Below are 25,155 nucleotides of genomic sequence, written 5' to 3'. Positions count from 1 at the left end.
TTCTCTGTCTTGAAAGTCCTGGTTTTACCTTCAAACATTGCATCCATGCCTGCGATTACTGTGGATCGTCTGATTCATGCGGGAATCGACGCGAAGGCATTGTTTATTGATTCCAATCCTTACCAGGACAATAAGAATTTCAAATCCTACCAGCTCAAAAATTTACCCTACGGATTTCCACAGAAATTTTACAACCTGAGTCGTTTTTATCTGGAGACAGTAAGAGCCATTCAGTGGGCGGACGTGATACACTGGTGTGGAACTTTCAGCATTCCGCTTCTTAAATTAACGCTGCCAATCATTCAGTATTACAAGAAACCTTGTCTGGTTGAATGGGTTGGAAGTGACATACGTATACCGGAAGTTGAATTTGCTGATAATCCTTATTACAAAGCGATCTTTCACAATGGCTATGAGTACGCTTATGAAAGCATGGATCATTCGAGACGGATCCAAAAGATGTATCAGCAGGCCGGATTTGTTCCGTTGGTTTTTCCGGGAATGGAGCAATACATTCTCCCTGACATTTTTCCGGAGTATGTAAAGTTTATTCAACGGATTGATCTAGGCTTGTATACTCCACAATATCCTTCTGCCGACAACAAAAAACCACTCATTGTGCATGCGCCGTCTGCTCCGGTATGCAAAGGAACTTCCTATGTTGTGGATGCTGTTGAAAAGCTCAAACAAAAATATGAACTGGAATTTATCCTGGTTCATAAATTTGAAAGAACAAGGGCATTGGAAACCATCCGACAGTGTGACATTTTCGTAGATCAGCTCATACTTGGAAGTTACGGGATGGCCACCATGGAAGCTTTTGCATTTGGTAAGCCGGTGATGTGTTACATGAAACCATCCGTGCTTGAATGTTTTCCGGGTACTTCTCCGATCATCAATACCAATCCGGATACGATTTATCAGCAGCTGGAGAATCTTTTATTACATCCTGAATTAAGAAACTCGAAAGGAATTGAGAGCAGGAAATATGCGGAAGATTATCACAACATAGATGTTGTTGTTGATCCGCTCATTAAAATTTATGAAGAAACAATCCGGAAAAGAAAAGGGAAATAAAGATTTGATTTTTTACTCTGAAGAAAGTTTTACCGGACAATATTGATGATGCCTCTTTTTTCAAGATCTGTACCTTTGAGGATGTAGACATATACGCCTGATTCAATTCTTCTTCCATCCAGAGTTCCATCCCAACTTGTATTCGCGACATCATCGGTTTCATAGACCATTTGTCCCCATCTGTCAAAAATGGACAAAGAATAGATATCACAGGGGCGAAAAACTTCCGCTTTAAATATGTCGTTCAGGTTATCACCATTTGGTGTAAAAGAATTCGGAATGTATACGCTTTCACCTAAAGGTGATTCATAATGCGTGAAATTAAATACAGTATCGATGCAACTGGTTTCATTGTTCACTTTCAAAACTACCCGATATTCGCCATCGGCTTTGTATTTGTGAACCGGTTCGGCGACAGTACTGGTATCTCCGTCACCAAAATCCCAATGATAGTAAACAGCATTTTTTGTCACATCCCTGAAACTCACCAGACCACTGCATGAATCAAGGAAGGAATTGAATTCCGCTTTTTTAAAGCTCACAAAAAACAAATCCCTCGATACGGTATCCTTGCAACCATAATCTGAAGTAGCAATCAATGTCACCGGAATATGTCCTGACATTTCATAGGTGTGTTGCGGAGTTTCCAGGTCACTTGTATCTCCATCGCCAAAATCCCAGGAATAGAATGATGCATCAGAGGAAGTATTGGTAAAAGTCACAACTGAATCACAGGAAGCAACTGAATCCAGAAACCTGGCTTTTGGTAATGGCGGGATTGTCAATGGGTAAACACCTGAAGTATCCACACAACCCGAATCAGTTACCACAGTCGCCTGAATAAGGTATGTGCCTGAAGCACCGTAAGCATGTTCTGGTGATTCATCGTCAGAATAAAAAGAGTCTCCAAAATTCCAATGAAACTCAGAAGCATATTCGGAAGTATTTACGATACTCAATGTTCTTTTGCATGTATCAAGAGACGGAATGAAAGAAGCAACCGGTACCTGCAATACAGAGATTGTTTGCGTCATGGTATCCAGACAGGCGGAATCAGTTGAAGTAATCAGTTGGACATCGTAAAGCCCAGGTTCAGTATAATCGTGAGAAGGATTCCGAACAGTAGATGTCTGCCCGTCACCGAATGACCATGCCCAAAATGAAGCGGTCCCTCCTATTCCCCAGGATTGATCTTTAAATTCAAATACAGATTTACAACGTTCATTAATCGTATTGAATGCCGCATTGAAGACAGGATAAACCCTGACAATTCCCTCAGCGGTATCGTTGCAATCAGGATTGATCGGAGAATATGCAATGAGTGTAGCTAAATAATTTCCGGTGTCGGGATACAACCAGTTAGGATTCTGGACTGAGGAAGTATCCGCGGTGGTGCTGGTATCACCAAAGTTCCAGGAATAAGTTCCTGCATTAAAACTGTTATTGGTGAATGCGGCAACAAGGCTTCCGCAAACAATCGTAGGTGAAAAGATAGAAGCTACCGTAATTTGCGGACAAGGGACCACATTCACCTGGAAGTCACGTTGAGTCACTCCGATTTTCACACCATTTCTAAATTCCAAAACTCTCACGCCATATACATATTGACCAATCGATGAAGGTGTCGCTTTTAGTTGGCCTGTTCTTGAATCGATGGTCATTGGTGTTCCTCCCATCACATCACTCAATGAATATGGCGGTATAAAAACGACTGTATCGTATGGAGGTGGATTGGGTGGCTGAGGCATAGGTGTATTCGGATCCGCACCATTATATGGTGTACACAGCTCATAAACCAGGGAATCTCCGTCAGGATCTGAAGCGGAGTGATCATTTGTAAAAGGCGCGCCAAGACAAATAAAAGTTGGTGGCCAGCTATTGAATATGGGATTGCTGTTTACGGTAGCGACAGAAGGATCAGGGATAGTAGCAAGATAGGTTGCTCCTGTACTGTTTACGTTTGCAAGGTTGACAATTGTACTGTTCCTGCAACATCGCTGATAAACGATCTGATAGCCTCCTGCAATCGGAGGCAATGATGTAGTAAAAATATAATGTGCCACTTCATAGCAGACATCTGATGGAGGAATCAGGCAGGGAGTATTGATCGCGTTGGGAACCTGCTGCCGGTCGTTGATGCTAGGTGAAACTACTGATACAAGATTATTATTCGCATCAAAGATTCCGACAGAAGCAGGATTATCAAAGGGAGCTATTCCATTATAACAATCACGGTATACAGTAAGTTTGATTTCGTATAAATTACCACCCAAATTGCGGTAATTCATTTCACCACCGACAATATGAGTAGCAAATGAGGAGTCGCTAAAAAGCAAAAGCACCAAGAGTAAAATACTGTTGGTACTACAGATTAAAAAAGGTGCTGATTTCAAGCAACTTCTGCTCATGAACAAATGTACAAAACGAGGGCATACCAGTAAAGTGAAATAGTGATAATGAAGGTATACTGACAATTTCCCTGTTAAATGAAAAAAAAGAACGGATGTTAATTTTTTCAGTCTTTATAGATGGAAATCAGGCTATTTCCGAGGTTATCAGCGAATCCCCGGTACATACCTTCAGAATTGAAGACCAATTCCACTTCTCCAAGTGTGTTGATGGCTATTAGTCCGCCTTCCCCTCCTATTTTTACAAGCTTATCCAGCACCACCTTTTCGCAAGCCTGTTTTAAGGAATAGCCTTTGTATTCTATAAGGCAAGAAATGTCATAAGCAACAACAGCACGAAGAAAAAACTCTCCATGACCGGTACAGGATACTGCACAGGTGAGGTCGTTTGCATAGGTTCCTGCTCCTATCACCGGACTGTCTCCTATCCGTCCATATCTTTTATTGGTCATTCCACCTGTGGAAGTTGCGGCAGCTATATGTCCTTCCATATCTAAAGCGACAGCGCCAACAGTACCAAACTTTTTATCGCTGTGATCCAGAATGGTTTTTTCACTGTCCTGTACTTCTTTTAACTGGTCAAACCGAAACTGATTAAAGAAGTAATCATCGTTTTCAGTTTTTATACCGGCACGTTTGGCGAACTCCTCTGCTCCTGCTCCACTGAGCATCACATGTTCAGTTTGATCCATAATCGCGCGTGCAAGAGCAACAGGATTTTTTATTTGATGAACTCCGGCAACAGCACCTGCACGAAGAGTTGATCCTTCCATAATTGAAGCATCCATTTCATGTTTGCCATCATTCGTGAAAACGGAACCTTTTCCGGCATTGAACAGTGGACAATTTTCAAGGCTTTCAACAGCTGCCTGCACGGCATCCAATGATTTGCCGCCTCGTGAAAGTATGCCCATTCCCGCATCCAGAGCTTCCTGTAGTCCTGCCCGATAGGCTCTTTCCTTTTCATCAGTCAGTGCAGAGCGAAGAATTGTACCGGCACCACCATGTATAGCGATTGTAAATTTTTTCATGTCGGAAATTTATTGAGCAACAAAGAACGGAAATCCAAAGCTTAAACTGTAAACAGGAATTGAATTAGCTCATTATTATTCGGCCATACTCACTTTTAGTACACAGTGTCAATTTTTCCTTACATCTCCCAAATCTTCATAAATGGCTTAAAATACGCTTAAAATGGCATTCAATTTGGATTTTGCGTCAATTTTTCTCCAGAATTGAGCAGACTTTAACCATTTCTTGCACTGACAACAAGTGAATCCTTACAAGACAATCCAAAACCTGATCTCTTCCAAATTCTGATTCTTCGCAGGAACTACTTTGCCCTTATCATTAAAAACACACCTCTAATACACCTGCGAATGAAATCAATTTACTCCCGGCTTCTGATTGCCCTTCTTCTCCTGAGTTCAGGAGCCTATTCCCAAACGACTGATCTCAGAGGAATTTACATTGACAATTTTTCACAGATCCTTGGCAACACAGTAAAAGAAGATAGTCTTTTGCATTATGCACAAGACAGTTCATTCAACTATCTTGCTCTTTATGATCTGCACAATATCAATTTCTCAAACGCGAACAGTGTAAATACACTTGCCAGCTTTATTCGCAGAGCGCGTGAGAATTATGGCATCATCAATATTGGTGCTGTTGGTGAGTCATACTCAACATTTCGTGATAAAATTGCTCCATATAATAATGCACATACGAATGCGAATGAAAAATTCAATGTCTTCAACCTTGAATTTGAATTCTGGACAACATCATCCGTCAATCCGGGTGGATACTATTGTACGCAATACTTACAGCCTAACAACTGTGGATGCGATTCGGCAGGTGGGTTTAAGTTTTACATTGCTCAAATGCACAATATTGATTCCCTCGCCAGTGTACAGGGAGCTATCTCAGAAACTTATGTAGGCTGGTTTAACCAGGGACAGGCACAACAGATTGTACGTAATACCGACAGGATACTTTTGCATGCTTACCGTATCAATCCTTCTTCAGTATATGGTTACAGCCAGACACGTCTGAGTTATCTTGCTTCATTGAATCAGCCTGTTGATGTGATGCCGATCTTTTCTTCCGAACCGATTTTCATGGGTCCATGGTTAGCTTCTCATTCCAATGTTGAATCATACACAAAATATGTAGCGGATTATAACGCGGATGCAAGTTCATGGAAACCCTATATCAGATTGAAAGGATACCATTGGTTTGATTATGGATATATGCCACATCCTGTTTACAATGGTACAACCACAACTACTACTCCTACCATTACCGCTTTAGGTTCACTTTCTTTTTGCACAGGCGGAAATGTAACACTCTCGGCTCCTTCGAATGCAAGTTATCTCTGGTCAAACGGTGCTACAACACAAACGATCACAGTAAATACTTCCGGAACTTTCTCTTGTTCGGTTACAAAAAATGGTACAGCACAAACTTCAAATACACTCACTGTACAAGTAAACGGACTTCCTTCATCATCGTTCACAGTTGGTAACGCACAATCCAGTGGTGTACCACTCACTTCTACTTCCAGTTCAGGTAGTGGATCAATTTCAACTTATCGTTGGTATCGTGACGGAGCTTCGATTTCAGGAGCCACGTCATCTACTTATTCAGCGACACAGGATGGATCTTATTCGCTCGTTGTAACAAACAGCAATGGTTGCAGTCAGAATTCTTCCGCTCAGTACGTAACTGTTCCGGTAACTACCTGCATCCTTAGTACACCATCTGGACTGGCATCTGCTTCTGTCAGTCCAACCAGTCAGCTTGTAACATGGAGTTCAATGCCACAAACAGACAGTGTGATTGTACGTTACAAAAAAGAAGGAACGAGCACATATTATTATTTGCGCATGCCGAACACAGGACAAACTTCCGTTCTGCTTACTAATCTTGCTCCAAATTCAAGATATTCCTACCGTGTGAAGACAATGTGTGGAACTACTGCCAGTTCTTATTCAGCGAAATCATATTTCACCACAGGAAGTAATTCTTCAACCAACAACAACACATCCAGCAGAACTGTATACCAGGAAGTGGATACACAATCGGATGATGATGAATTGTTGGCTTACCCTGTTCCCGCGAATGAATTCATCCAATTCTATTTCTTCGCCGACTTTGTTCAGAATGGAGAGATTAGTATCATGGATATTTCCGGAAGAATTGTTTTGAAACAGAATGCATCAGTTGTTGAAGGAGATAATTCTATCAATCTCCACACAGAAGATCTCATGCCAGGTATCTATTTCGCTACGGTAAGAGCCGATGGAATTTCAATGACGAAACGGATCCTGATCCACCATTAATCAACAATACAAGCCACCAATTATTAAACACCCTGTCAAAAGCAGGGTGTTTTTTTGTTTTCCATGCTTTTTTTCCATCTTTTTTAATTACTTCATCTTTGTAATAGAATTCATTTTTACTCCAAATTGTATCCGTTTTGAGTCCATTTTCGACTGAATACTGTAGAATTTTGGAGCATTTTAAGGTCTGAAAAGTGGGAATAAACACACCTGTTAAAAACTTATCAGCGCTTGATAATCATGGAATTAATTAACTGTTATCTTCGCAAGCGATTGAGGGAATTGTTATCTGATTTAGGCTTTGCAGGAAACCAAAGTCGATTCTGAATCCGAAGAATGAAACACACAAGATGAGCCATCATCTTTCACAATTTCAATTCAGAAATTAAATCAGGCAATCCAATCAACATCGTTCGTATCAACGAATTCTTACTCTTAAAATTACCCCTGATGGTTACAAAAGCAATCAAAGGAATTCTCATTATGCTGCTCCTGAGTTGGAGCGCAGTAATGAATGCACAATCGAATAATGTTCGTGGATATTATTTAAAAGATGTCAACTCCTGGCTGGGAAATACTACACAGGAAAACACAATCCTGAATTACAGCCAGGGTAATGGATTCACCTACATCATTTTTTATGATCTGGGATCCTTTGACTGGAGCAGTACGACGAGAAAAAATCAGCTTGCCGCGTTTATGACCAAGGCAAGAAATACTTATGGAATTACTGAGATTTCAGCATCCGGTGAGATTTATTCCTTCTTTTCGAATTACATCATTCCTTATAATAACAGCAGAACTGTTGCCACCGAAAAATTTAATGTTCTGAATTTCGAATTTGAATATTGGGTTTCTTCCAGTATCAGTTCATTGTATTGCAGTAAATACCTTGTACCCAACGGATGTTCCTGTGACACAGCAGGTGCCTGGGCGTTCTCCTGGAGAGAATTCAAAAAGATCGATTCCCTTGCCGGTGCTAACGGATTGGTTTCTGAGTATTATCTGGGCTGGCCAAACAAAGGTCAAATTCAACAGGTTGCTTCCCGCTCTGACAGGATCCTATTACACGCATATCGTACGAACGATGCTGACGTTTATCAATATTCACGCAATCGCTTGATTGACGCGGCTTCTCTGAATACTTCAGTAAAGATCATTCCAATCTTCTCCAGCGAGTCCTCTTTCATGGGACCATGGCTGGCATCGCATCCGGTTACCCAACCTTACCAGACCTATTCCGGATATTACACATCGGAAACGGGTACCTGGAAATCAAATATTAATCTACAGGGTTATGTGTGGTTCACTTATTCCACAATGCCACAAACTACTACGGCCGCGGTTGCAACCATTACAGCAGGCGGACCTACCTCCTTCTGTACAGGTGGAAGTGTGACCTTAACCGCGAATTCAGGATCACAATATTTATGGAGCCCGGGTGGCGCAACTACTCGTTCCATTACCGTGAGTACAAGTGGAAGCTATACTGTTCGTGTTACCAACACGAGTGGTGTGAATGCCACTTCTCCGGCTACAGTTGTTACCGTAAGCAGTACGATGGCAGCTCCTACAATTACTGCAAGCGGACCGACATCATTTTGTGCCGGAGGAAACGTGACGCTGACATCCAGTACAGCCGGAGCATACCTGTGGTCCAATTCAGCGACAACACAATCTATTACTGTATCTACTGCAGGCAGCTATACTGTTAGAGCCACAACCGGTGGTTGCACCGCAACCTCAACCGCTACTGCTGTAAGTATCACAACTACTGCAGCTACACCAACCATCACAGCGAGCGGTTCACTGAACATTTGTCCCGGTAAGCCAATTACACTTACTTCATCAGCTGCCAGCGGTTACCTTTGGTCCAATGGTGCTACTACTCGTTCAATTGTGATCAGTTCAGCTGGTACTTATTGGGTAAAAGGTTACGGCGGTCCAAACTGCTTCGCTCAGTCAGCCAATAAAGTGACGTCTCTACTAACTGCACCTGCAACTCCTACCATCACTGCTAGCGGTTCAACAACCTTATCTACATCCAATCCAAGTATTACTCTTACTGCAAGCACTGCAAGTACATATAGCTGGTTATCCGGACAATCAACCAGAAGCATCACAGTTAATGCGCAGGGAAGCTATCGTGTGACTGTTACAGGATCTAATGGTTGTGCTGCAACTTCAAGTGCTGTTTTGGTAAATGCAAATGGTTGCACTCCTCCGGCTGTGCCTACAATTACTCTTTCAGGATCGAATGTATTGGTAAGTGGACAAACAGTAACCCTGACATCAAGTACAGCAGGAGGTTATCTTTGGTCAACAGGAGCGACGACAAAATCAATTACAGTGAGCGCGGCAGGTACTTACTCCGTTCGTGCTTATAATGCAGGTAGCTGTTATTCCACTTCTCTGACAACAACTGTTTATGTGATCAGTGCACGTCAGGCGCAAATTGTAGACAATACAACATCCTCAGAATTTACAGCCTTCCCGAATCCAGCTCAGGATCATCTGGCATTCAGTTTTAATGCCGGTGCCGACCAAAAAATTGAATTCCGAATGGTGGATATGTCGGGCAGAATCATGGAAGAAAGAAACATTACCGCCGCTGAAGGTGAGAACCGGATCGATCTGGAGATCGGTGATTATGCACGCGGAATCTATCTCGCTACTTTACGTACAGAGAATGAACAAAAGCTTTTGAAAATAGTAGTTCAATAATACCAACCACCTGAACATGAACTGCGGAGCTCCTAAAAAGGGCTCCGCTTTTTTTTACTTGTTACAGATTTCTAAAAAGGGACAATACTCACAACGGGATTCATCATCGGTTTGAGTAAATGAGGTAGCAGGATTGAGGATATCGTTGATCAAATTCCTCAACTGAATTTCAAATTCAGCGAACTGTTCCTGAGAAAAAACCTGTCCCTGCTGCAGATACCAGATGCCCTGGCTCATGTCTTTCAGCGTAACAAGTCCGGAACGAATGGATTTTCCGGGATAATTGTTTCGGGCCATGTATGCATACAACATAGCCTGTAATTGCTCCTTGTACACAGGATCCTGAAACAAGTCCGCAATGGATTCAAACTTCTTTGTATTTACTTTACCCGTCTTGTAATCGACGATTCGAACGCCTGTATTGTCCTCGTCGATTCTGTCGATATAACCGTGGAGTAAAACACGGTCTTTTTCATTCAGTGAAAATTCAAGATTCACTTCTTTTTCCAAAGCATGGATGCGAAAAGGCAAATCTTTTTTGTCTACTTTAAATATTTTCAAAAGCAATTCATGAATAACATTCTTCAGCAAAATATTTTTCCCCTCGAGTTCACTTGCGCTTACATATTCGAGAGCGATGGCTTCATCCAGATAATCGCTGGATTTTTTGATGATCTTATCAAGGTTGTCCGCGGATAGTTCGACCACATCCCGGTAAGCAAGCTCCATGGCTTTGTGCAGCACTTTTCCGAATGTCGAAGCTTCCATATCCTCTTCCGGTTCATCCTTTTCTTTCAACTTGACGACATACTTGAAATAGAATTTCAGCTTACAGGTGATGTACGTATTCAAAGCTGAAGGAGAAAAGTTCTGCGAAAATTTACTCTTGAGTTCAGGGTTTGGAAGATATTTCTGCAGGATACTTTTCACTTCATCCGATTTGCTCACTTCGATCGGCTGTACTTTCTCTTTACTAAATCCTGTACTGATGATCTTTTCGGTCAGCCGTATACTTTTTGAAAATTTTGCGGCGAGTTCGTATTCGATCTGCAATAAAAATCTCGACTTCTCCCCTCCTGCTACTTTTTTGGATTCGGTATTGTAGAGCAAATGAATATTGGATGCACGCTGCAGCAATCTGTAGAAATGGTATGCGGACACGGCATGCTGTTCTTCATACGTAGGCAAATTAAATGCTTTGCGAATGGAGAATGGAATAAAAGAAGGACTGTTCCCCGAAGAAGGAAGCACTTCTTCATTTACCGACAAGATGATCACATTATCAAAATCCAACACACGTGTTTCCAGGAATCCCATCACCTGTAATCCACGCAGTGGCTCGCCTGTGAAAGGAATTTTGGAAGAATAAATAATTTCCCTGAACAGATACCAGATGGTTTCGAGTCCGGGAACAACATTTTGCTCGAGGATCACTTCTTCCAGTCGTTGTAATTGCGTGTAAAAATGATAGACAAATTCCGATTCCAGTCGGTGAAAACGAAACTCATGTTCATTCATCGAATCCAGGATCAAACGAAGCACCCTTCTTCCCCATTCAAAAATATTTTTTACTTCTTCCTGCCGGGAAAAGATGAGTTTGAAAAGCTCTGATTTTTGAGTTGTTAAAGTATTACCGATAATCCGAATTGTTTTGTCCTTTTCATATTTCTGCACCCATGCACTGATTGATTTGCCATCAATCAATCGGATATAAGGGTGATTCAGGATATTCAGGACATCGCGGAAATAAAATGTTTCGTTCTTTTCCTTATCGATGGTACAATTACGCTGCAAGGCAATTAAAGATTCAAACAATCCAAACACCGGAGTCGCGTGCAATGGATAACCCATGGTGACGTTGATGTCTTCGAGTTCTTCCGGCAATGCATACAATACAGGGAACAGCAGATTTTCATCCGGTATTACGACGACAGTACGTTCAGGGCGGAAATCTTTTTCCTTCATCAAATCAGCCACCAATGAACCTGCATATTTTGCCTGTCCGACCTGCAAAGGAATTCCGGCCATTTCGATGGTCTTCGGGATGGTAGAGAAATAATCTTCTTTCCAATGGAAATCATCTCCAACCAATGGATGATCACGTAAAAATGAACCGGCCTCCTGTCTGGGATCATCGGTATAATAAGCATCCGCGTCCCAGATAATTTCGGCGTTGCCTTTTTTTACAAATGAGCTGATGATGTGTTCTTCAGCCGGCGACAATGCATAGAATCCGGCGAAAATGATTTTTGTATACTCTTCCGAATCAGGAGCACCGGAAGAAATAAATCTTTCCGCCAGTTCACGGATAGCCATGCCTTCGTATGCGAGGGAACGTTCTTTCAGACTCGCTTTGAAATCACGATAAATCGGACCCAGATGTTCCCAGGTATTCATGAATTCAGATTTGAGACGGGACGGATCTTTATCAAAAAAATTCTGCCAGAATGTTTTCAGCTTTTCCATGTCTTCGTCCGCCAGACTGAATACCTGATCGATTTCACGCATATCTGAAATCAGTGAAAACACTTTGGATGGATCCGCAAGATAACGGTCGAGGTCTTCAAAATCGCGGAGAAGCAATTCTCCCCATGGATAGAACCGGTCAAAGGATTCTCCCGGGAAAAATTTATTGTAGATTTTAAACAGTTCGAAACGAAGCGTGAGCGGATCAGGAATGGTGTAAGTTGTATATCCGGCGATGAAATCCTGGATGGAAAAAATTTCCGGTGCCCAGACCGGTCTGGACAAATGTGTTGCCAGCTCCTTTCTGAAAAATAAACCAGCCCTTCGGGTAGGAAATATGATCCGGATCTTTGAAAGATCCTCACCGTGTTTCGCAATCAGCTCGTCGGTTAATTTCTGTAGAAAAGTTTTCATTCTTGCCAGGCCTTCAATTTCTATCCTATCGGCCTAAATTAACTCAAAATATGCTCAAATTCCGTACATTTGAACAAAATATTGTCCCGCAGGAGTATGCGTCATCTTTGCATTTTTTTTCTGTTTCTTGTTAATGCCCTGAGCCTGCATGCTTCTCCCGTAGATTCTACCGCATTTCCTCTGACCGTACCTACTTCTGTCCGTTACACCTATGAATCCGATTTTGGACAGGGATTAAAAAACATGATCGCTCCGGATACTTCCCTCACGGATCATGAAGAGATCAATCCTGCCTTTCACCTGCATTATAATTTTTTGGGTACACTTGGGAGCGCAGCGAATTCGCAGCTGTTTCGTCCCGATAATTCAGTTTATACCCGTCCTTCCATAAATACCTACGATCTCTATCTTTTCGATCATGACCGGATTAAATATTACAAAACCAATAAACGCTATAGCGATTTATCCTATCACAACGCGACATTTCGTGAGCAGCACATTGGTATTTTGCACACACAAAACATTCTGAAAAACTGGAACGCCGGTTTTGATTTTAACAGAATCACCGTAAAAGATTTCCTTCCCAACAGCGATGTATTTCATAGTCGCTTTCTTGTATTTACTTCCTATCAGTCGCCCAATAAGCGTTACGCTTTTTTTGCCAATGGTTTTACCAATGTAATCAAGAACCAGGTCAATGGCGGAATCAGCAATGATTCACTTTTTGACAATTCAGCTTTGACAAATGTCGCTTTGAAAGGTCTTCCTGTAAATCTTACGGATGCAGTAAACAGGTTTCGTAAGAAGAGTTTTTCACTGAGTCAGTATTTTGATCTTGGAAAAAAAAGTGACACTACTCAGCAATCCGGAATCAAAACCTGGATTCGCCTGCATCACGAAATTACCTATGAAAGCGGTTCATTTTCATATGTAGACAAATCAACCGACAGTTCCTTTTATTCCGATTATTTTTACTCTACCACAACTTATGATTCCCTGCATTACACGGATTTGAGAAACCGTGCCGGGATTGGTTTGCCTTATCTGGAAGAAGGCAGTTCGTTCCGGAAAAACTTTTCAGCGACAGCCATGCTGGAACACCAGTCTTTCCGCTATTCCCAGCGCTCCGATACAAGTTGGGAGAATATTTCCCTGCTCGGCACCATTGCCACAAGACCCGACAGCAACCGTTTGCATTTTAGCTTGAACGGGCATTATGTACTCAGTGGCCATGATGAAACAAGTTATTCCGGTGATCTGTTTGTACATTCTCCATTGTATTCTTTTGGTGAATTGTCGGCACAGTTGCACACTGATAATCACAAAGCCGATCTGATATACAGTTTGTACGAAGGCAATCATTTTGGATGGAAAAATGATTTCAAGAACGAAAATCTCTCCTTTCTGACTGTCAGTTATGAATTACCTGTCTGGAAATTTAAACTCGAAGCAAGTGTATTCAATCTCGACGATTATGTTTTCCTAAGCACTTCTTCCCGTCCTGAGCAGGCAGTTTCTTCTATTCAGGTAACACAATTTATGCTCAGCAAGAATTTCAAATGGAGAAATTTCCATTTTGACAACAAATTTTATTTTCAATCGAGCACAGACATAAAACGACTCCCTTTACCGGATCTGGCCACAACGAACGCGCTTTACTACCAGGGCTTTTTATTCAAAAAAGCGATGCTGGCTCAGTTGGGTTTTGATGCACATTTTAACAGCGCCTATTATGCTGACGCTTTCATGCCTGCAACCGGACTATTTTATTTACAGGAACAAAAAAAGACGGGTGGTTATCCGGTGATCAATTTCTTTTTTAATATGAAAATAAAAACCGCGAGGTTATTTCTTAAATTTGAAAATCTGGGTGATGGTTTGATCCAGGATACATACACTTACGTTCCTCACTACCCACAACCCGGCAGAGTCATTAAGTTTGGGGTGGATTGGAGGTTTTTGGATCAGTAGCTTTTGGTCGTTAGTTGTTAGTTGTTAGTGCTTGGTGGTTAGTGCTTGGTAGTTACTGGTTCGATTTTTTTATTGTCTTATAGAAAAAGTATTTGTCAATACTCTGCCAAATTTTCAAGCAAACAATATTCTTGATTATTCAATCAAACAGTAAAATTAAAGTTAGATATTTTGTTTTATAGAGTATTCCAACTTCCCAATAATATGCACAAAGGTTTTGCTTTACCTGTGTGATAAAAAAAATGGGAAGATTACCAAGGTCGTGATCAGAGAATAAATAAAAATAAATCACGTCTTCTGCTTCTTCTTCTTCGCTGCCGGGAATAAAACGTTGTTCAGGATTAAACGGTAGCCTGGGGAATTGGGATGAAGGGAAAGATCTGTCGGTGGATCGCCGACCTGGTGTTGGTAGTCTTCGGGATCGTGGCCGCCGTAGAAGGTCCAGGTGCCTTTGCCATATTCACCATGAATGTAACGGGCTTCGTCCTGAACTTTGGTTTCACCCATAATCAGCACTTCGGGTTTGATGAATTTCTTTTTGAAGGCTGTTGTTTGTCCCATAAAACCTTTGATCACCTGTTCGTGATCCTGGCAGAGCATCGTTGGTACCGGATCCCATTTCGCTGAGAAATCGAAGAGGGTGAAAAAATCTTCCGTACGTGGCAGATTTCTTGCCGGTGGCTGGTTGTCGATTTCACTGAATTCGTATTCGTAAGGATTTGTACTCAGTTTGTATCCACGAAACGCGAAACCTTTGGCATAATCAATTTTGGTATTCATTGCCGGATCGGCAGGATCTCCGTCAAACATGGATTCACAGATATCCACCCCTTCCGCGGAAAGCGCGATGTCATAGCTGTCGGTCGCGGAACACATCGCAAAAAGATAACCGCCACCAACTACAAAGTCACGGATCTTTTGCGCGACAGCCAGTTTCATGAGCGATACTTTTCCATAACCGGTTTTCTTTGCCATGGCTTCCTGCAATCTCACGTCTTCCTGGTACCAGGGAGCATTTCGGTATGCAGAGTAAAACCGCCCGTACTGCCCTGTAAAATCCTCGTGGTGCAAATGCAGCCAGTCGTACAATGGAAGTTTCTGATTCAATACTTCTTCGTCGTAAACAATATCGTAAGGAATTTCCGCGTAAGTAAGCACCATGGTCACGGCATCATCCCATGGCATTTTATTTTTCGGTGAATACACCGCGATCTTTGGAGCTTTTTCAAGCTTCATCACTTCCATGTTCACTTCCGGATCAGCGATTTCACGGAGTATGGCAGCAGCCTGCACATCCGCGATCACCTGGAATGAAACACCACGAATGGTACACTCCTGTTCGAGTTTGGTAATGTCACTCAGCAGGAAACTTCCTCCTTTGTAATTGAGCAACCATTGCACATCCACCGTGTTCTGCAAGGCATAATATGCGATGCCATAGGCTTTGAGATGGTTCTTCTGGGTTTCATCCATCGGAATAAGGATGAATGCGGCCTGAGCCTTTAGAAAGGCTGTAAAAAGGAACAGAAACAGAATCAGTTTTTTCATTGAATGTGAAGATAAACGAAAATCATGAAGAAAAATTGAATCCTTTGTTTTGATAATCAGAGGGCACCTCTTAACATTTCATGCGCTGTGTTCTCTGCAAATGAAAAAGTTCTTTGCCTGACCCTTCAGAAAGGCAAAGAACCTGATTTCATGTGATTTTAGCTGAGAGAAAGAATCAGAACAATTCCGTCTGTGAGCTATTTTTTTCCTTTGACTTTTTTTCCAGATCGCTTAGTATCCGGTTTCGGTCGTTTGTTATCTTTTCGTTTGCGGTCAGGTCCCACTCCACGGTTACCGCCGCTTCTTCCTTGAGTGGTTGGGACTTTTTTCCGGATGATCCTCCTGAAGTTTTACCCGGAAATGGCTTCTTCGCTGCAGGCGCAGGCGGTGGCGGTGGTGCCTGTTTTTTGACGGGCGCAGCCGGTGCAGTGGCTTTCACAGGAGCATCAATTTTCATCTGCTCAGCCTTCGGTGAAGGTTTCGCATCCGATAATTTGATCACCTTGCTGGCGGAATTTTTCGTGAGAATATTTCCGATCGTGCTTCTGCCCTTCACTTCGTAGTCGGCAAAGTTGACATCAATCTGCGTAATCCGCAGTTTGGGTTTCGGCCGGAGCATCACACGAACAACCGGAGCTTCTTCCGGTGTTCCGAATGACAGCCAAAGGATTTTGGATCCTTCCGAGCCTTTGGTGAGGACGTAGTCCTTATCCCGTGTAGTTCCGCCAACAGTGAAGCGCTTCACCATTACACTTCCCCCTCTTCCATCCTGGTAGATGAGGTTGTATACCGGTTCCGGTTCCGTTTTACGGAACACGGCGATGTGGCGGACATCTTTCCCGACATATTTTTTTTCATCGACCTTGGTGACGATCATGGTTCCATCGCCACGGAAGACGATGATTTCATCCAGTTCGGAACATTCGGTAACGAATTCGTCTTTCTTCAAACCATAACCCGCGAAACCGTCTTCACGGTTTACATAGAGCTTTTGGTTATTGATGATTACTTCGGATGCAACCACCTGTTCGAAAGAAGAAATTTCTGTTTTACGTTCGCGGCCTTTGCTGTATTTACGCAGCAGTTCTTTGTACCAACTGATCGCGTACTGACGCAAATGCGCCAGGTGGTGTTCCACTTCTTTCAGTTGCTCTTCCAGACCGCGGATTTTCTCGTCCTGTTCCTTTACATCGTATTTTGAAATACGTTTGATTTTGATTTCTGTGAGGGAAACAATATCGTCGCGGGTGATTTCGCGTTTAAAACGTTTCTTGTAGGGTTTCAAACCGAGATCGATGGCTTCAATCACACTTTCCCAGGTCGTACATTCTTCAATGTTCCGGTAGATTCGTTTTTCAATGAAGATTTTCACCAGTGAACTGAAATGCCATTCTTCTTCCAGTTCCGATTTACGGATTTCGAGTTCCTTTTTCAGCAAACTCATGGTCTGCTCGGTATTGTATTTCAGGATATCGTTCACGCTCATGAAACGTGGCTTGTCTTCCACGATCACACAGGAGTTGGGAGATATGCTGACTTCACAATCAGTGAACGCGTAAAGTGCGTCAATCGTTTTATCAAGATCTTCGTAAGAATCGCTGTGCAGGTGGATCATGATTTCCACTTCCGCGGCAGTGTTGTCTTCGACTTTCTTGATTTTGATTTTTCCTTTATCGTTCGCGGTAAGAATAGTATCGATGAGACTGGACGTATTTGTTCCAAAAGGAATCTCACGGATGACTAATGTCTTGCGGTCTTTCTTTTCAATTTTTGCACGGATCCGGATTCTTCCACCACGTAGACCATCGTTGTATTTGCTGAAATCAGCGATACCTCCTGTCGGGAAATCCGGCAGGATGCTGACTTTCTTACCGCGAAGAATATCGATAGAACCTTCGATGAGTTCAATAAAATTGTGAGGGAGAATTTTACATGCCAGACCAACGGCGATACCTTCTACTCCCTGTGCCAGCAGCAAAGGAAATTTCACCGGCAAGGTGATCGGTTCGCGGTTACGTCCGTCGTAACTGAGTTGCCAGTCGGTGGTTTTTTCATTGAAGACAACTTCCAATGCGAATTTTGAAAGTCTGGCTTCGATATAACGTGCGGCAGCCGCGCTGTCACCCGTATAGATATTTCCCCAGTTTCCCTGCATGTCGATGAGCAGGTCTTTCTGACCCAGCTGCACCATCGCATCTCCAATGGAAGCGTCACCGTGCGGGTGATACTTCATCGAATGTCCGATTACGTTCGCCACTTTATTGTAGCGACCGTCTTCCATTTCCCACATCGAATGCAGGATGCGACGCTGTACAGGTTTTAATCCATCATTGATATGTGGAACCGCGCGTTCCAGGATTACATAGGAAGCGTAATCCAAAAACCAGTTCTCATACATACCATTCACATGGGGCACGACGACAGCTTCGGTATGTTCTACCTGCTCTTCCGGCTGCTCCTTGGGAAGTTCTTCCTTTTTCTTTTTTGCCATTTTATTATGATACTATAATCTTTTTAAAATCAATTCCGGGTTGAGTTATGAGTTATGAATTATGAATTATGAATTATCACTAGTGTCCGATTAGATTAAGCTAAGTTCCAATTGGTTATAAATTTGTTCTTTGACATTTTGATTGACAGGGTCTGCAAGTAGTTGATTTAACTGGGTTTTATCTAAAAGTGAGACCCCTAAAATCTGTAGAATTTCGTAATTGCTACGATTTAGCTTAAGTCGACTTCTGATAATTGCAATCAAGGTATAAGTGATGATGGCAATATAGATTTGTGTCTTCACGGCATTTGCTGAAGTCCCCCAAAAGGATTTAATTTTTAAATGCTGCTTAATCCATTTGAAGAATAATTCGATTTTCCATCTGTACTTGTATAGTGCTGCAATATCAATGGCTTTCAGGGTAAAGTTATTTGTGAGGAATATCAAAGTGCGACTTTGTTCTTCATCATAAAATTTTATCCTTCGTAATTTTTCCGGATAATCTCGTTGTGGATAGAAGTTAGCAGGTTTAACAATCTGGTCACTCCGTACTCCGGATTTCTTGTTCACTTTTGAAGAGTAAATTCGAGTGAGATCGCTATTGTGTTTAGCTCGTGTAATAAAAAATGCCTGTTGTTGATGAATATAATACAGTCTTTTAAAATCGAGATATCCGCGATCCAGTATATAATATGCTCCGGCTTCATACTCTAAGACATCCAGTCCTTTGACTTCATGAGTATCACCTGGAGTTATGTAAACAAATGATGGTATTGAAGTCTTAATGTCATAGAGCGTATGGATTTTCACCGCCCCCTTGGTTTTTCTAAATGTAGCCCACCAAAATATATTTAGACACAGATCAATGACGGTTGCATCAAATGCATAGACATTATCTTCAATGCTAAGATGAAAATCTCCGTCGTTCTGACAACATGATCGCGCTATGCCAATCATCTCATAAGCAAAATGCTCATAGATTCTATAGTCACGCTTCTCATTTGCATTCGCAAGATTTGATCGTGAAACATTTTTGCCAAAACCAAGATGATAGAATTTTGATGAGTGCGCTTCAATGCAAACGAGTAAATCACGTAAACTATCACGATTGGAGAGTTGGCCAAACATCATCGCCATCATTTGATTCCAACAAGTAAAATGTCTGACCTTCTTATTCCCATCAAATCTTGCAACATATTTATCAAACAACCTTGCAGGAAGGTATTCAGCTACTTGTGCGAAGACGTATTTGCCCTTATTCATAGCATTTTTGAAGAAAAGCTATGAAATGATTTCAAATCGTCACCAACCTAAAATCGTCTGTAACCCTTGTCAATCAATAATTTCAAAGAACTTATTCGTATCTTAATCGGACACTAGTGATGAATTATGAATTATGAGTTATGAGTTTTTAAGTCTAACCAATGTTCAATCATCAATCAACAATCATCAATCCTCAATCTTCAATCCTCAATCTTCAATCCTCAATCTTCAATCTTCAATCCTCAATCATCAATCCTCAATTCTCCATCATCTCTTCCTTCACCACATCCTTCTCCACTCTGAGTTTGGAGATAATGAATTCCTGGCGGTCGGGGGTGTTTTTGCCCATGTAATAATCCAGCAGGTGATGAATGGTTTCTTCCTGGCTCAGCAATACAGGCTCCAGACGAATTTTCTTTCCGATGAAATGAGAAAATTCATCCGGAGAAATTTCTCCCAATCCTTTGAAACGAGTGATCTCCGGTTTTGGTCCGAGTTTATGGATGGCGCGCTGGCGCTCAGGATCGTTGTAGCAATAGATTGTTTCCTTTTTATTTCTGACACGGAACAATGGAGTTTGCAGAATGTAAACGTGTCCGTTCTTGATCAGCTCAGGGAAGAACTGCAGGAAGAAAGTCATCAGCAGCAAACGAATGTGCATACCATCCACATCGGCATCGGTCGCGAAAACGATTTTGTTGTAACGCAACTCTTCCAGTCCGTCTTCGATATTCAAAGCATTCTGAAGCAGGTTGAATTCTTCGTTTTCGTACACAACCTTCTTTGTCATTCCATAGCAGTTGAGAGGCTTACCCTTAAGACTGAAAACAGCCTGAGTATTTACATCTCTCGCTTTTGTAATGGATCCGCTCGCGGAATCTCCCTCTGTAATGAAAATCGTTGATTCCTGACGGTCGATGTGTTTGGTATTCAAATGCACACGACAATCACGGAGCTTTTTGTTGTGCAGGTTTGCTTTTTTCGCTCTTTCGTTCGCCAACTTTTTAATTCCCGCGATCTCTTTACGTTCACGTTCGCTCTGCTGGATTTTATGCTCCAGAGCTTTCGCCGTTTCAGGATATTTGTGCAGGTAATTGTCGAGTTCTGTTTTTACAAAATCATTGATCCAGGTACGAATTGCCAAACCATTGGGCTCACGGAACTGTGAACCAAGTTTTGTTTTGGTTTGCGATTCGAACACCGGCTCCTGAACTCGCACGCTGATAGCGGCGAGAATAGAAGTCCGTACATCCGAAGCATCAAATTCTTTTTTATAAAATTCACGGATGGTTTTTACAATTGCTTCACGAAAGGCAGCCTGGTGTGTACCGCCTTGAGTAGTATGCTGTCCGTTCACGAAGGAATAATATTCCTCGCCATAGGAAGTCGTATGTGTAAACGCGATTTCGATATCGTCGCCTCTCAGGTGAACGATCGGGTACAAAATTTCATCGCTGAGATTTCTTTCGAGCAGATCCTTCAATCCGTTTTCGGAGAAAAATTCTTTATCATTAAAACGAATGACAAGTCCTTTGTTCAGGAACACATAATTCCAGAGCATACTTTCCACGTAATCTCTGTTGTAGCGGAAATTACTAAAGATGCTTTCGTCCGGATGAAATGAAATGAGGGTGCCGTTTTTTTCATCGCTGGCCTTTTCTTTTTCATCCTTCACGAGATTTCCTTTGCTGAATTCAGCGGCCTTGATACGGCCTTCGCGGAAGGATTGCACACGGAACCAACTGGAGAGCGCGTTCACCGCTTTTGTACCGACACCGTTCAATCCCACACTTTTTTGAAAAGCTTTGCTGTCGTATTTACCACCAGTATTGATTTTGGAAACGCATTCAACAACTTTCCCGAGAGGAATTCCACGTCCGAAGTCGCGGATATCCACGCGACCGTCTTTTATCTGGATATCGATTACTTTACCATATCCCATCACGTGTTCATCGATACAGTTATCGACGACTTCTTTCAGCAATACATAAATACCATCATCTTTTGAAGAACCATCACCGAGCTTTCCGATATACATTCCGGGGCGGGTACGGATGTGTTCCTTCCAGTCGAGCGAGCGGATGCTATCTTCCGTATAGCCATGATCAACAGTTTTCTTTTCAGCCATCTTTATTTGGTCATTAAAAACAATTTACAATCTCTTCTATTTAATTTCTGAATCCGGACAATGCAGAAGCATTGCCATTCAGGGGCAATTTTTGGCATGCTAAAATTAGCCTTCCCCTTTAAATTCAGCCTCTGTTTCGTGACGGAGTTATACACAGTGTTCTGTGTATGGATGGGCTAAAAACAGCGTAAATGCTCAGGAAACGAGGTGTTCGTTTAATTTCCTGTGTACAAATTCCTCATCCGCGTCAATTTCAAGGCATTTTATCCTTGCTGTTTGCCCCTTTTTCAGTTGTATCCGGGATTTGGGAAGATCCAGGACTTTGGAAAGGAAAACGATCAGATGTTCATTGGCTTTTCCGTCAACTGCAGGTGCTTTTAGCCTGATTTCCCAGTCATTTCCGACTTTTCCGACCTTGTCGAATCGCTGATTGGGCTTGACTTTCAGGTAGATCTGCATCTTCAGGAAAAAGAGTGCGCAAAGGTAATCAACTCGGGGAAAAAGCGATTGAATTCATTTTCGAAAAGGGCATAGTGTTCCTTTAGATCGGCGACAGATTCATCCATTTTATTCTCAAAAGAAACCCTTTTGGACAAACCGGTGAGCGCCCGACCGATACCTTCAATTGTACTGTAATTCAGCAACCAGTTCCTTTCTATCATGAAAGGAAGGAAATAATTGACTCCTTCCGGCAGGATTTCACTGTATTCCTTGATGGTACGATAGGTTTGATGGGAATACTCTTCGAGGCTCTGCTCCGAATATCGGGAGAAATTACAGGCCAGGAAGTGATCGTAGTACAGATCGACGATTACCCCGGAGTACTTACTGTATTTTGGCCGGAGTCTGTCTTTACTAAGACCGGTGATCGGATGATGATCGGTGTATTCATCGATTTGCCTGTGCAATTCGATGCCCCGACGGATCCCATCTGGATAGTCGAATTTCTTCCGGCCCTTGACAAAATCGGCGATGAAATTACCGACCATCAATTCCTTGTCGTCACCGGAAAGATAGATATGCGCGAGGAAATTCACAGGATTACCAATAAGCGGGTGTAAAAATACGTTAATCGTGTTGACCTACGCCTGCCGAATTAATATCTTTACAGAGATATGAAAAGATTCACAGTACTCGTCGCGATTTTTTCCCTCCTCCAGGTTCTTCCTTCATCCGCCCAGCTCACATTTGTGAATTGCAAAGATTCCCTGAGAACTGCCAATGAATATGAACCATGCGGAAGGGATTATGCTCCTGTTTGTGGTTGCGATGAAAAGACTTACCGTAACGAATGCGCCGCGTATTTCTGGGGAGGATTATACAGCGGAAGCTGGACGACAGGAACTGTTTGCGGAAATTATGATTTCGACTTTTTCCCTACTGCCGTCTACAATTTCCCTTCACACCTGAATATTTTCATGAAAAGTCCCGGCTCGGTGGTACTTTATATCTATGATTCATTTGGCAGAATGGAATTTTCCAAGTACTACCAGGCAACTTACGCAGGACAGATTATACAGGATGAAATTCCTGTTCAGAATTTTCTGCTGGGAATTTATACCGCTGCTGTAGTGGTAGGTGAAGAAATTCAGTACAAGAAATTCGCGAAAGTCACGAATACGAACTGAGAAGAATTTCAGAAGAATTATTCTTCAGGCACTACTTCAGCGGAGATTCCTCCCACTACATCCACCATTCCATAACCCTGAGTTGTAAAGTTTCCGATACCACATTCCCAGATAAATTTCTGTACCTGAGGATGAGCGTGGAGGGTAAATGGCAACAGGTAACCATACATTGTCTGGTTGTTGTTGTTCTTGTAGATGCGTGCAAATTTCTTGTGGGTTTCAGAGATCTTCTGAATATAACCCGGATCAGGAACGATTTCAAATTCCGCGAAGCTGCTGATTTGCTCTTCCGTAAATCCGGCCTTTTCCATTCTGTCGAGGACAGCATCGTAGAAAAGATCAGAAAACTCGTGACTTCTTGGATCCAGAGGTTCCGGCAATGTTCCTGTTTCATCTGTCAGGAACGGAGGTTGCGGGATCATTGGTGAAATACAAACGTATTTCATCTGAGGTTTGAATTCCGGATCAGGAATGATGTCGAATGATTTGGGCACCAGAGTCAGTTTGGCAAAACTCACCAATCGGCGATCAAAGATTTTTTTCACCCAATCTTCAGTGAATTCATTGTGTGGTGCTGATACTACCAATGAAACTTTTGAAGACAGGAAGCGAATCTGCCCGCTTTGAACTTTGGAAGTTCCCTTCAAAGAAGAGAAATTATAAAAGTCAGAAGTGACCGGCAACTCACGGATGACTTCATCCATGAAAGCAGAAATGATTTTCTGATGGTGAAGGGGTACGGTGCCACTGCTTCCGTGAACCTTCAGGAACGAAATTTTTATTCTCATATCAATATTAATGAAAAGGTGTTTCCCTCAAAAATGAAAGCTAATGTCTAGCCCTTCACAAAAATAGAATCTTTATACGAGATATGAAATTTTTTACGGGATTATCTTACATGACCCTCATTGTTGATCATTTTCCGGGGAACGGGGCTAATCTTTTATCCGGCAATTTTCCCAATGGTTTTGAAGATAATGCTCAGATACTTTGTCCAGCTCGGATGCTCAATGAAAACCAGGTTCAGGCGGATTTTTTCAGGCATAATTACCTGAATATAATAGGTATCCGGATCCTTTTGTCTGCTAAGCACCTCGTTTTCATTGGAAAAAACTATGGAAGCAAGATCCGTTATTCCCGGTTTGACGGACAATACAATCCTTTGCTCGGGTGTATAGAGGTCAACGTATTTCCTGACTTCTGGCCGGGGACCAACAAGACTCATGTCTCCAGTCAGCACGTTCCAAAGCTGGGGAAGTTCGTCGAGTTTGAATTTTCTGAGGATAGCTCCTGAACGGGTAATCCTCGAATCACGGGTTCCAACAGTGATCAGCCCCTGTTTTTCGGCATTGATCACCATGGTTCGGAATTTATAGAGAATGAAATCCCTGTTGTTCTTCCCTACCCTGTTTTGTCTGAAGATGACCGGACCTTTTGAATCCAGAGCAATCCACACACTGATCAGCAACATGAATGGAGCAAGAACAATTAAACCCAGTAATGAGAGCAAAAATCCGAAGCCCTGATCAGGAATTTGTTCATTCTGCTGAATTAATAAAATTATTTAAGCTGACCGGTCTGAATCCAGGAGCCGATATCGTCGATCACCTCTGAAGCGACATTTCCTTTTTGCATGTACTCCTTTGGTGTACTTTTTCCTTCACCTGTAATGAAGAAATGATTGAGGGAAGGATAT

16 protein-coding genes are annotated in these 25,155 nt (G+C 42.2%); 5 read left to right on the top strand and 11 right to left on the bottom strand.

What is annotated here, in order from left to right; genetic code table 11:
• The first annotated feature begins 9 nt into the window (after positions 1 to 9).
• Complete coding sequence (locus IPP86_12600; protein MBL0139345.1) at positions 10 to 1,077, top strand: hypothetical protein; 1,068 nt, start codon at positions 10 to 12, stop codon at positions 1,075 to 1,077.
• A gap of 29 nt (positions 1,078 to 1,106) precedes the next feature.
• On the opposite strand, the gene IPP86_12595 is transcribed toward IPP86_12600, so the two are convergent.
• Complete coding sequence (locus IPP86_12595) at positions 1,107 to 3,485, bottom strand: PKD domain-containing protein (protein MBL0139344.1); 2,379 nt, start codon at positions 3,483 to 3,485, stop codon at positions 1,107 to 1,109.
• Between the two features lie 107 nt (positions 3,486 to 3,592).
• Entirely contained in the window at positions 3,593 to 4,516 is a 924-nt protein-coding gene (locus IPP86_12590) for an isoaspartyl peptidase/L-asparaginase (GenBank protein MBL0139343.1), read from the bottom strand.
• Positions 4,517 to 4,864: 348 nt separating this feature from the next.
• Between IPP86_12590 and IPP86_12585 the strand changes: the two genes are divergently transcribed.
• Together IPP86_12585 and IPP86_12580 are read left to right on the top strand one after the other, a co-directional pair.
• On the top strand, positions 4,865 to 6,826 hold the full coding sequence (locus IPP86_12585) for a T9SS type A sorting domain-containing protein (GenBank protein ID MBL0139342.1): 1,962 nt from the start codon (positions 4,865 to 4,867) through the stop codon (positions 6,824 to 6,826).
• Positions 6,827 to 7,276: 450 nt separating this feature from the next.
• Positions 7,277 to 9,550 carry a T9SS type A sorting domain-containing protein gene (locus IPP86_12580; GenBank protein ID MBL0139341.1) on the top strand — a complete coding sequence of 758 codons (2,274 nt, stop codon included), beginning with the start codon at positions 7,277 to 7,279 and terminating at the stop codon, positions 9,548 to 9,550.
• A gap of 54 nt (positions 9,551 to 9,604) precedes the next feature.
• On the opposite strand, the gene IPP86_12575 is transcribed toward IPP86_12580, so the two are convergent.
• Entirely contained in the window at positions 9,605 to 12,430 is a 2,826-nt protein-coding gene (locus IPP86_12575) for a PD-(D/E)XK nuclease family protein (GenBank protein ID MBL0139340.1), read from the bottom strand.
• A 69-nt stretch (positions 12,431 to 12,499) separates the two neighbouring features.
• Here IPP86_12575 and IPP86_12570 point away from each other — a divergent pair, with 69 nt between their 5' ends.
• A complete protein-coding gene (locus tag IPP86_12570; GenBank protein ID MBL0139339.1) occupies positions 12,500 to 14,401 on the top strand; it encodes a putative porin in 1,902 nt (633 codons plus the stop codon).
• A 288-nt stretch (positions 14,402 to 14,689) separates the two neighbouring features.
• Here IPP86_12570 and IPP86_12565 read toward each other — a convergent pair whose 3' ends face one another.
• The 6 genes from IPP86_12565 to IPP86_12540 form a co-directional block, all read right to left on the bottom strand.
• Complete coding sequence (locus IPP86_12565; protein ID MBL0139338.1) at positions 14,690 to 15,949, bottom strand: asparagine synthetase B; 1,260 nt, start codon at positions 15,947 to 15,949, stop codon at positions 14,690 to 14,692.
• 175 nt (positions 15,950 to 16,124) lie between these two features.
• Positions 16,125 to 18,440 carry a DNA gyrase/topoisomerase IV subunit A gene (locus tag IPP86_12560; GenBank protein ID MBL0139337.1) on the bottom strand — a complete coding sequence of 772 codons (2,316 nt, stop codon included), beginning with the start codon at positions 18,438 to 18,440 and terminating at the stop codon, positions 16,125 to 16,127.
• A 90-nt stretch (positions 18,441 to 18,530) separates the two neighbouring features.
• On the bottom strand, positions 18,531 to 19,703 hold the full coding sequence (locus IPP86_12555) for an IS4 family transposase (GenBank protein MBL0139336.1): 1,173 nt from the start codon (positions 19,701 to 19,703) through the stop codon (positions 18,531 to 18,533).
• A 256-nt stretch (positions 19,704 to 19,959) separates the two neighbouring features.
• Positions 19,960 to 21,831 carry a type IIA DNA topoisomerase subunit B gene (locus IPP86_12550; GenBank protein MBL0139335.1) on the bottom strand — a complete coding sequence of 624 codons (1,872 nt, stop codon included), beginning with the start codon at positions 21,829 to 21,831 and terminating at the stop codon, positions 19,960 to 19,962.
• A 195-nt stretch (positions 21,832 to 22,026) separates the two neighbouring features.
• Positions 22,027 to 22,290, bottom strand: coding sequence for a DUF167 domain-containing protein (locus IPP86_12545; GenBank protein MBL0139334.1), 264 nt, complete (start codon positions 22,288 to 22,290; stop codon positions 22,027 to 22,029).
• A 2-nt stretch (positions 22,291 to 22,292) separates the two neighbouring features.
• Positions 22,293 to 22,868 (bottom strand): DUF479 domain-containing protein, encoded by a 576-nt coding sequence (locus IPP86_12540; protein MBL0139333.1) that lies wholly within the window; start codon positions 22,866 to 22,868, stop codon positions 22,293 to 22,295.
• Between the two features lie 78 nt (positions 22,869 to 22,946).
• Between IPP86_12540 and IPP86_12535 the strand changes: the two genes are divergently transcribed.
• Positions 22,947 to 23,459, top strand: a complete 513-nt coding sequence (locus IPP86_12535; protein MBL0139332.1) for a hypothetical protein — start codon at positions 22,947 to 22,949, stop codon at positions 23,457 to 23,459.
• A gap of 17 nt (positions 23,460 to 23,476) precedes the next feature.
• Here IPP86_12535 and IPP86_12530 read toward each other — a convergent pair whose 3' ends face one another.
• Together IPP86_12530 and IPP86_12525 are read right to left on the bottom strand one after the other, a co-directional pair.
• Positions 23,477 to 24,247 carry a CRISPR-associated protein Cas6 gene (locus IPP86_12530; GenBank protein MBL0139331.1) on the bottom strand — a complete coding sequence of 257 codons (771 nt, stop codon included), beginning with the start codon at positions 24,245 to 24,247 and terminating at the stop codon, positions 23,477 to 23,479.
• A 155-nt stretch (positions 24,248 to 24,402) separates the two neighbouring features.
• Positions 24,403 to 25,020: a sugar transferase gene (locus tag IPP86_12525; GenBank protein MBL0139330.1), complete on the bottom strand. Its 618-nt coding sequence runs from the start codon at positions 25,018 to 25,020 to the stop codon at positions 24,403 to 24,405.
• Positions 25,021 to 25,155: the final 135 nt, after the last annotated feature.

The sequence above is a fragment of the Bacteroidota bacterium genome (assembly GCA_016720935.1).
Lineage (GTDB): Bacteria > Bacteroidota > Bacteroidia > AKYH767-A > 2013-40CM-41-45 > JADKJP01.
This window is presented reverse-complemented; position numbering and strand designations above follow the sequence as displayed.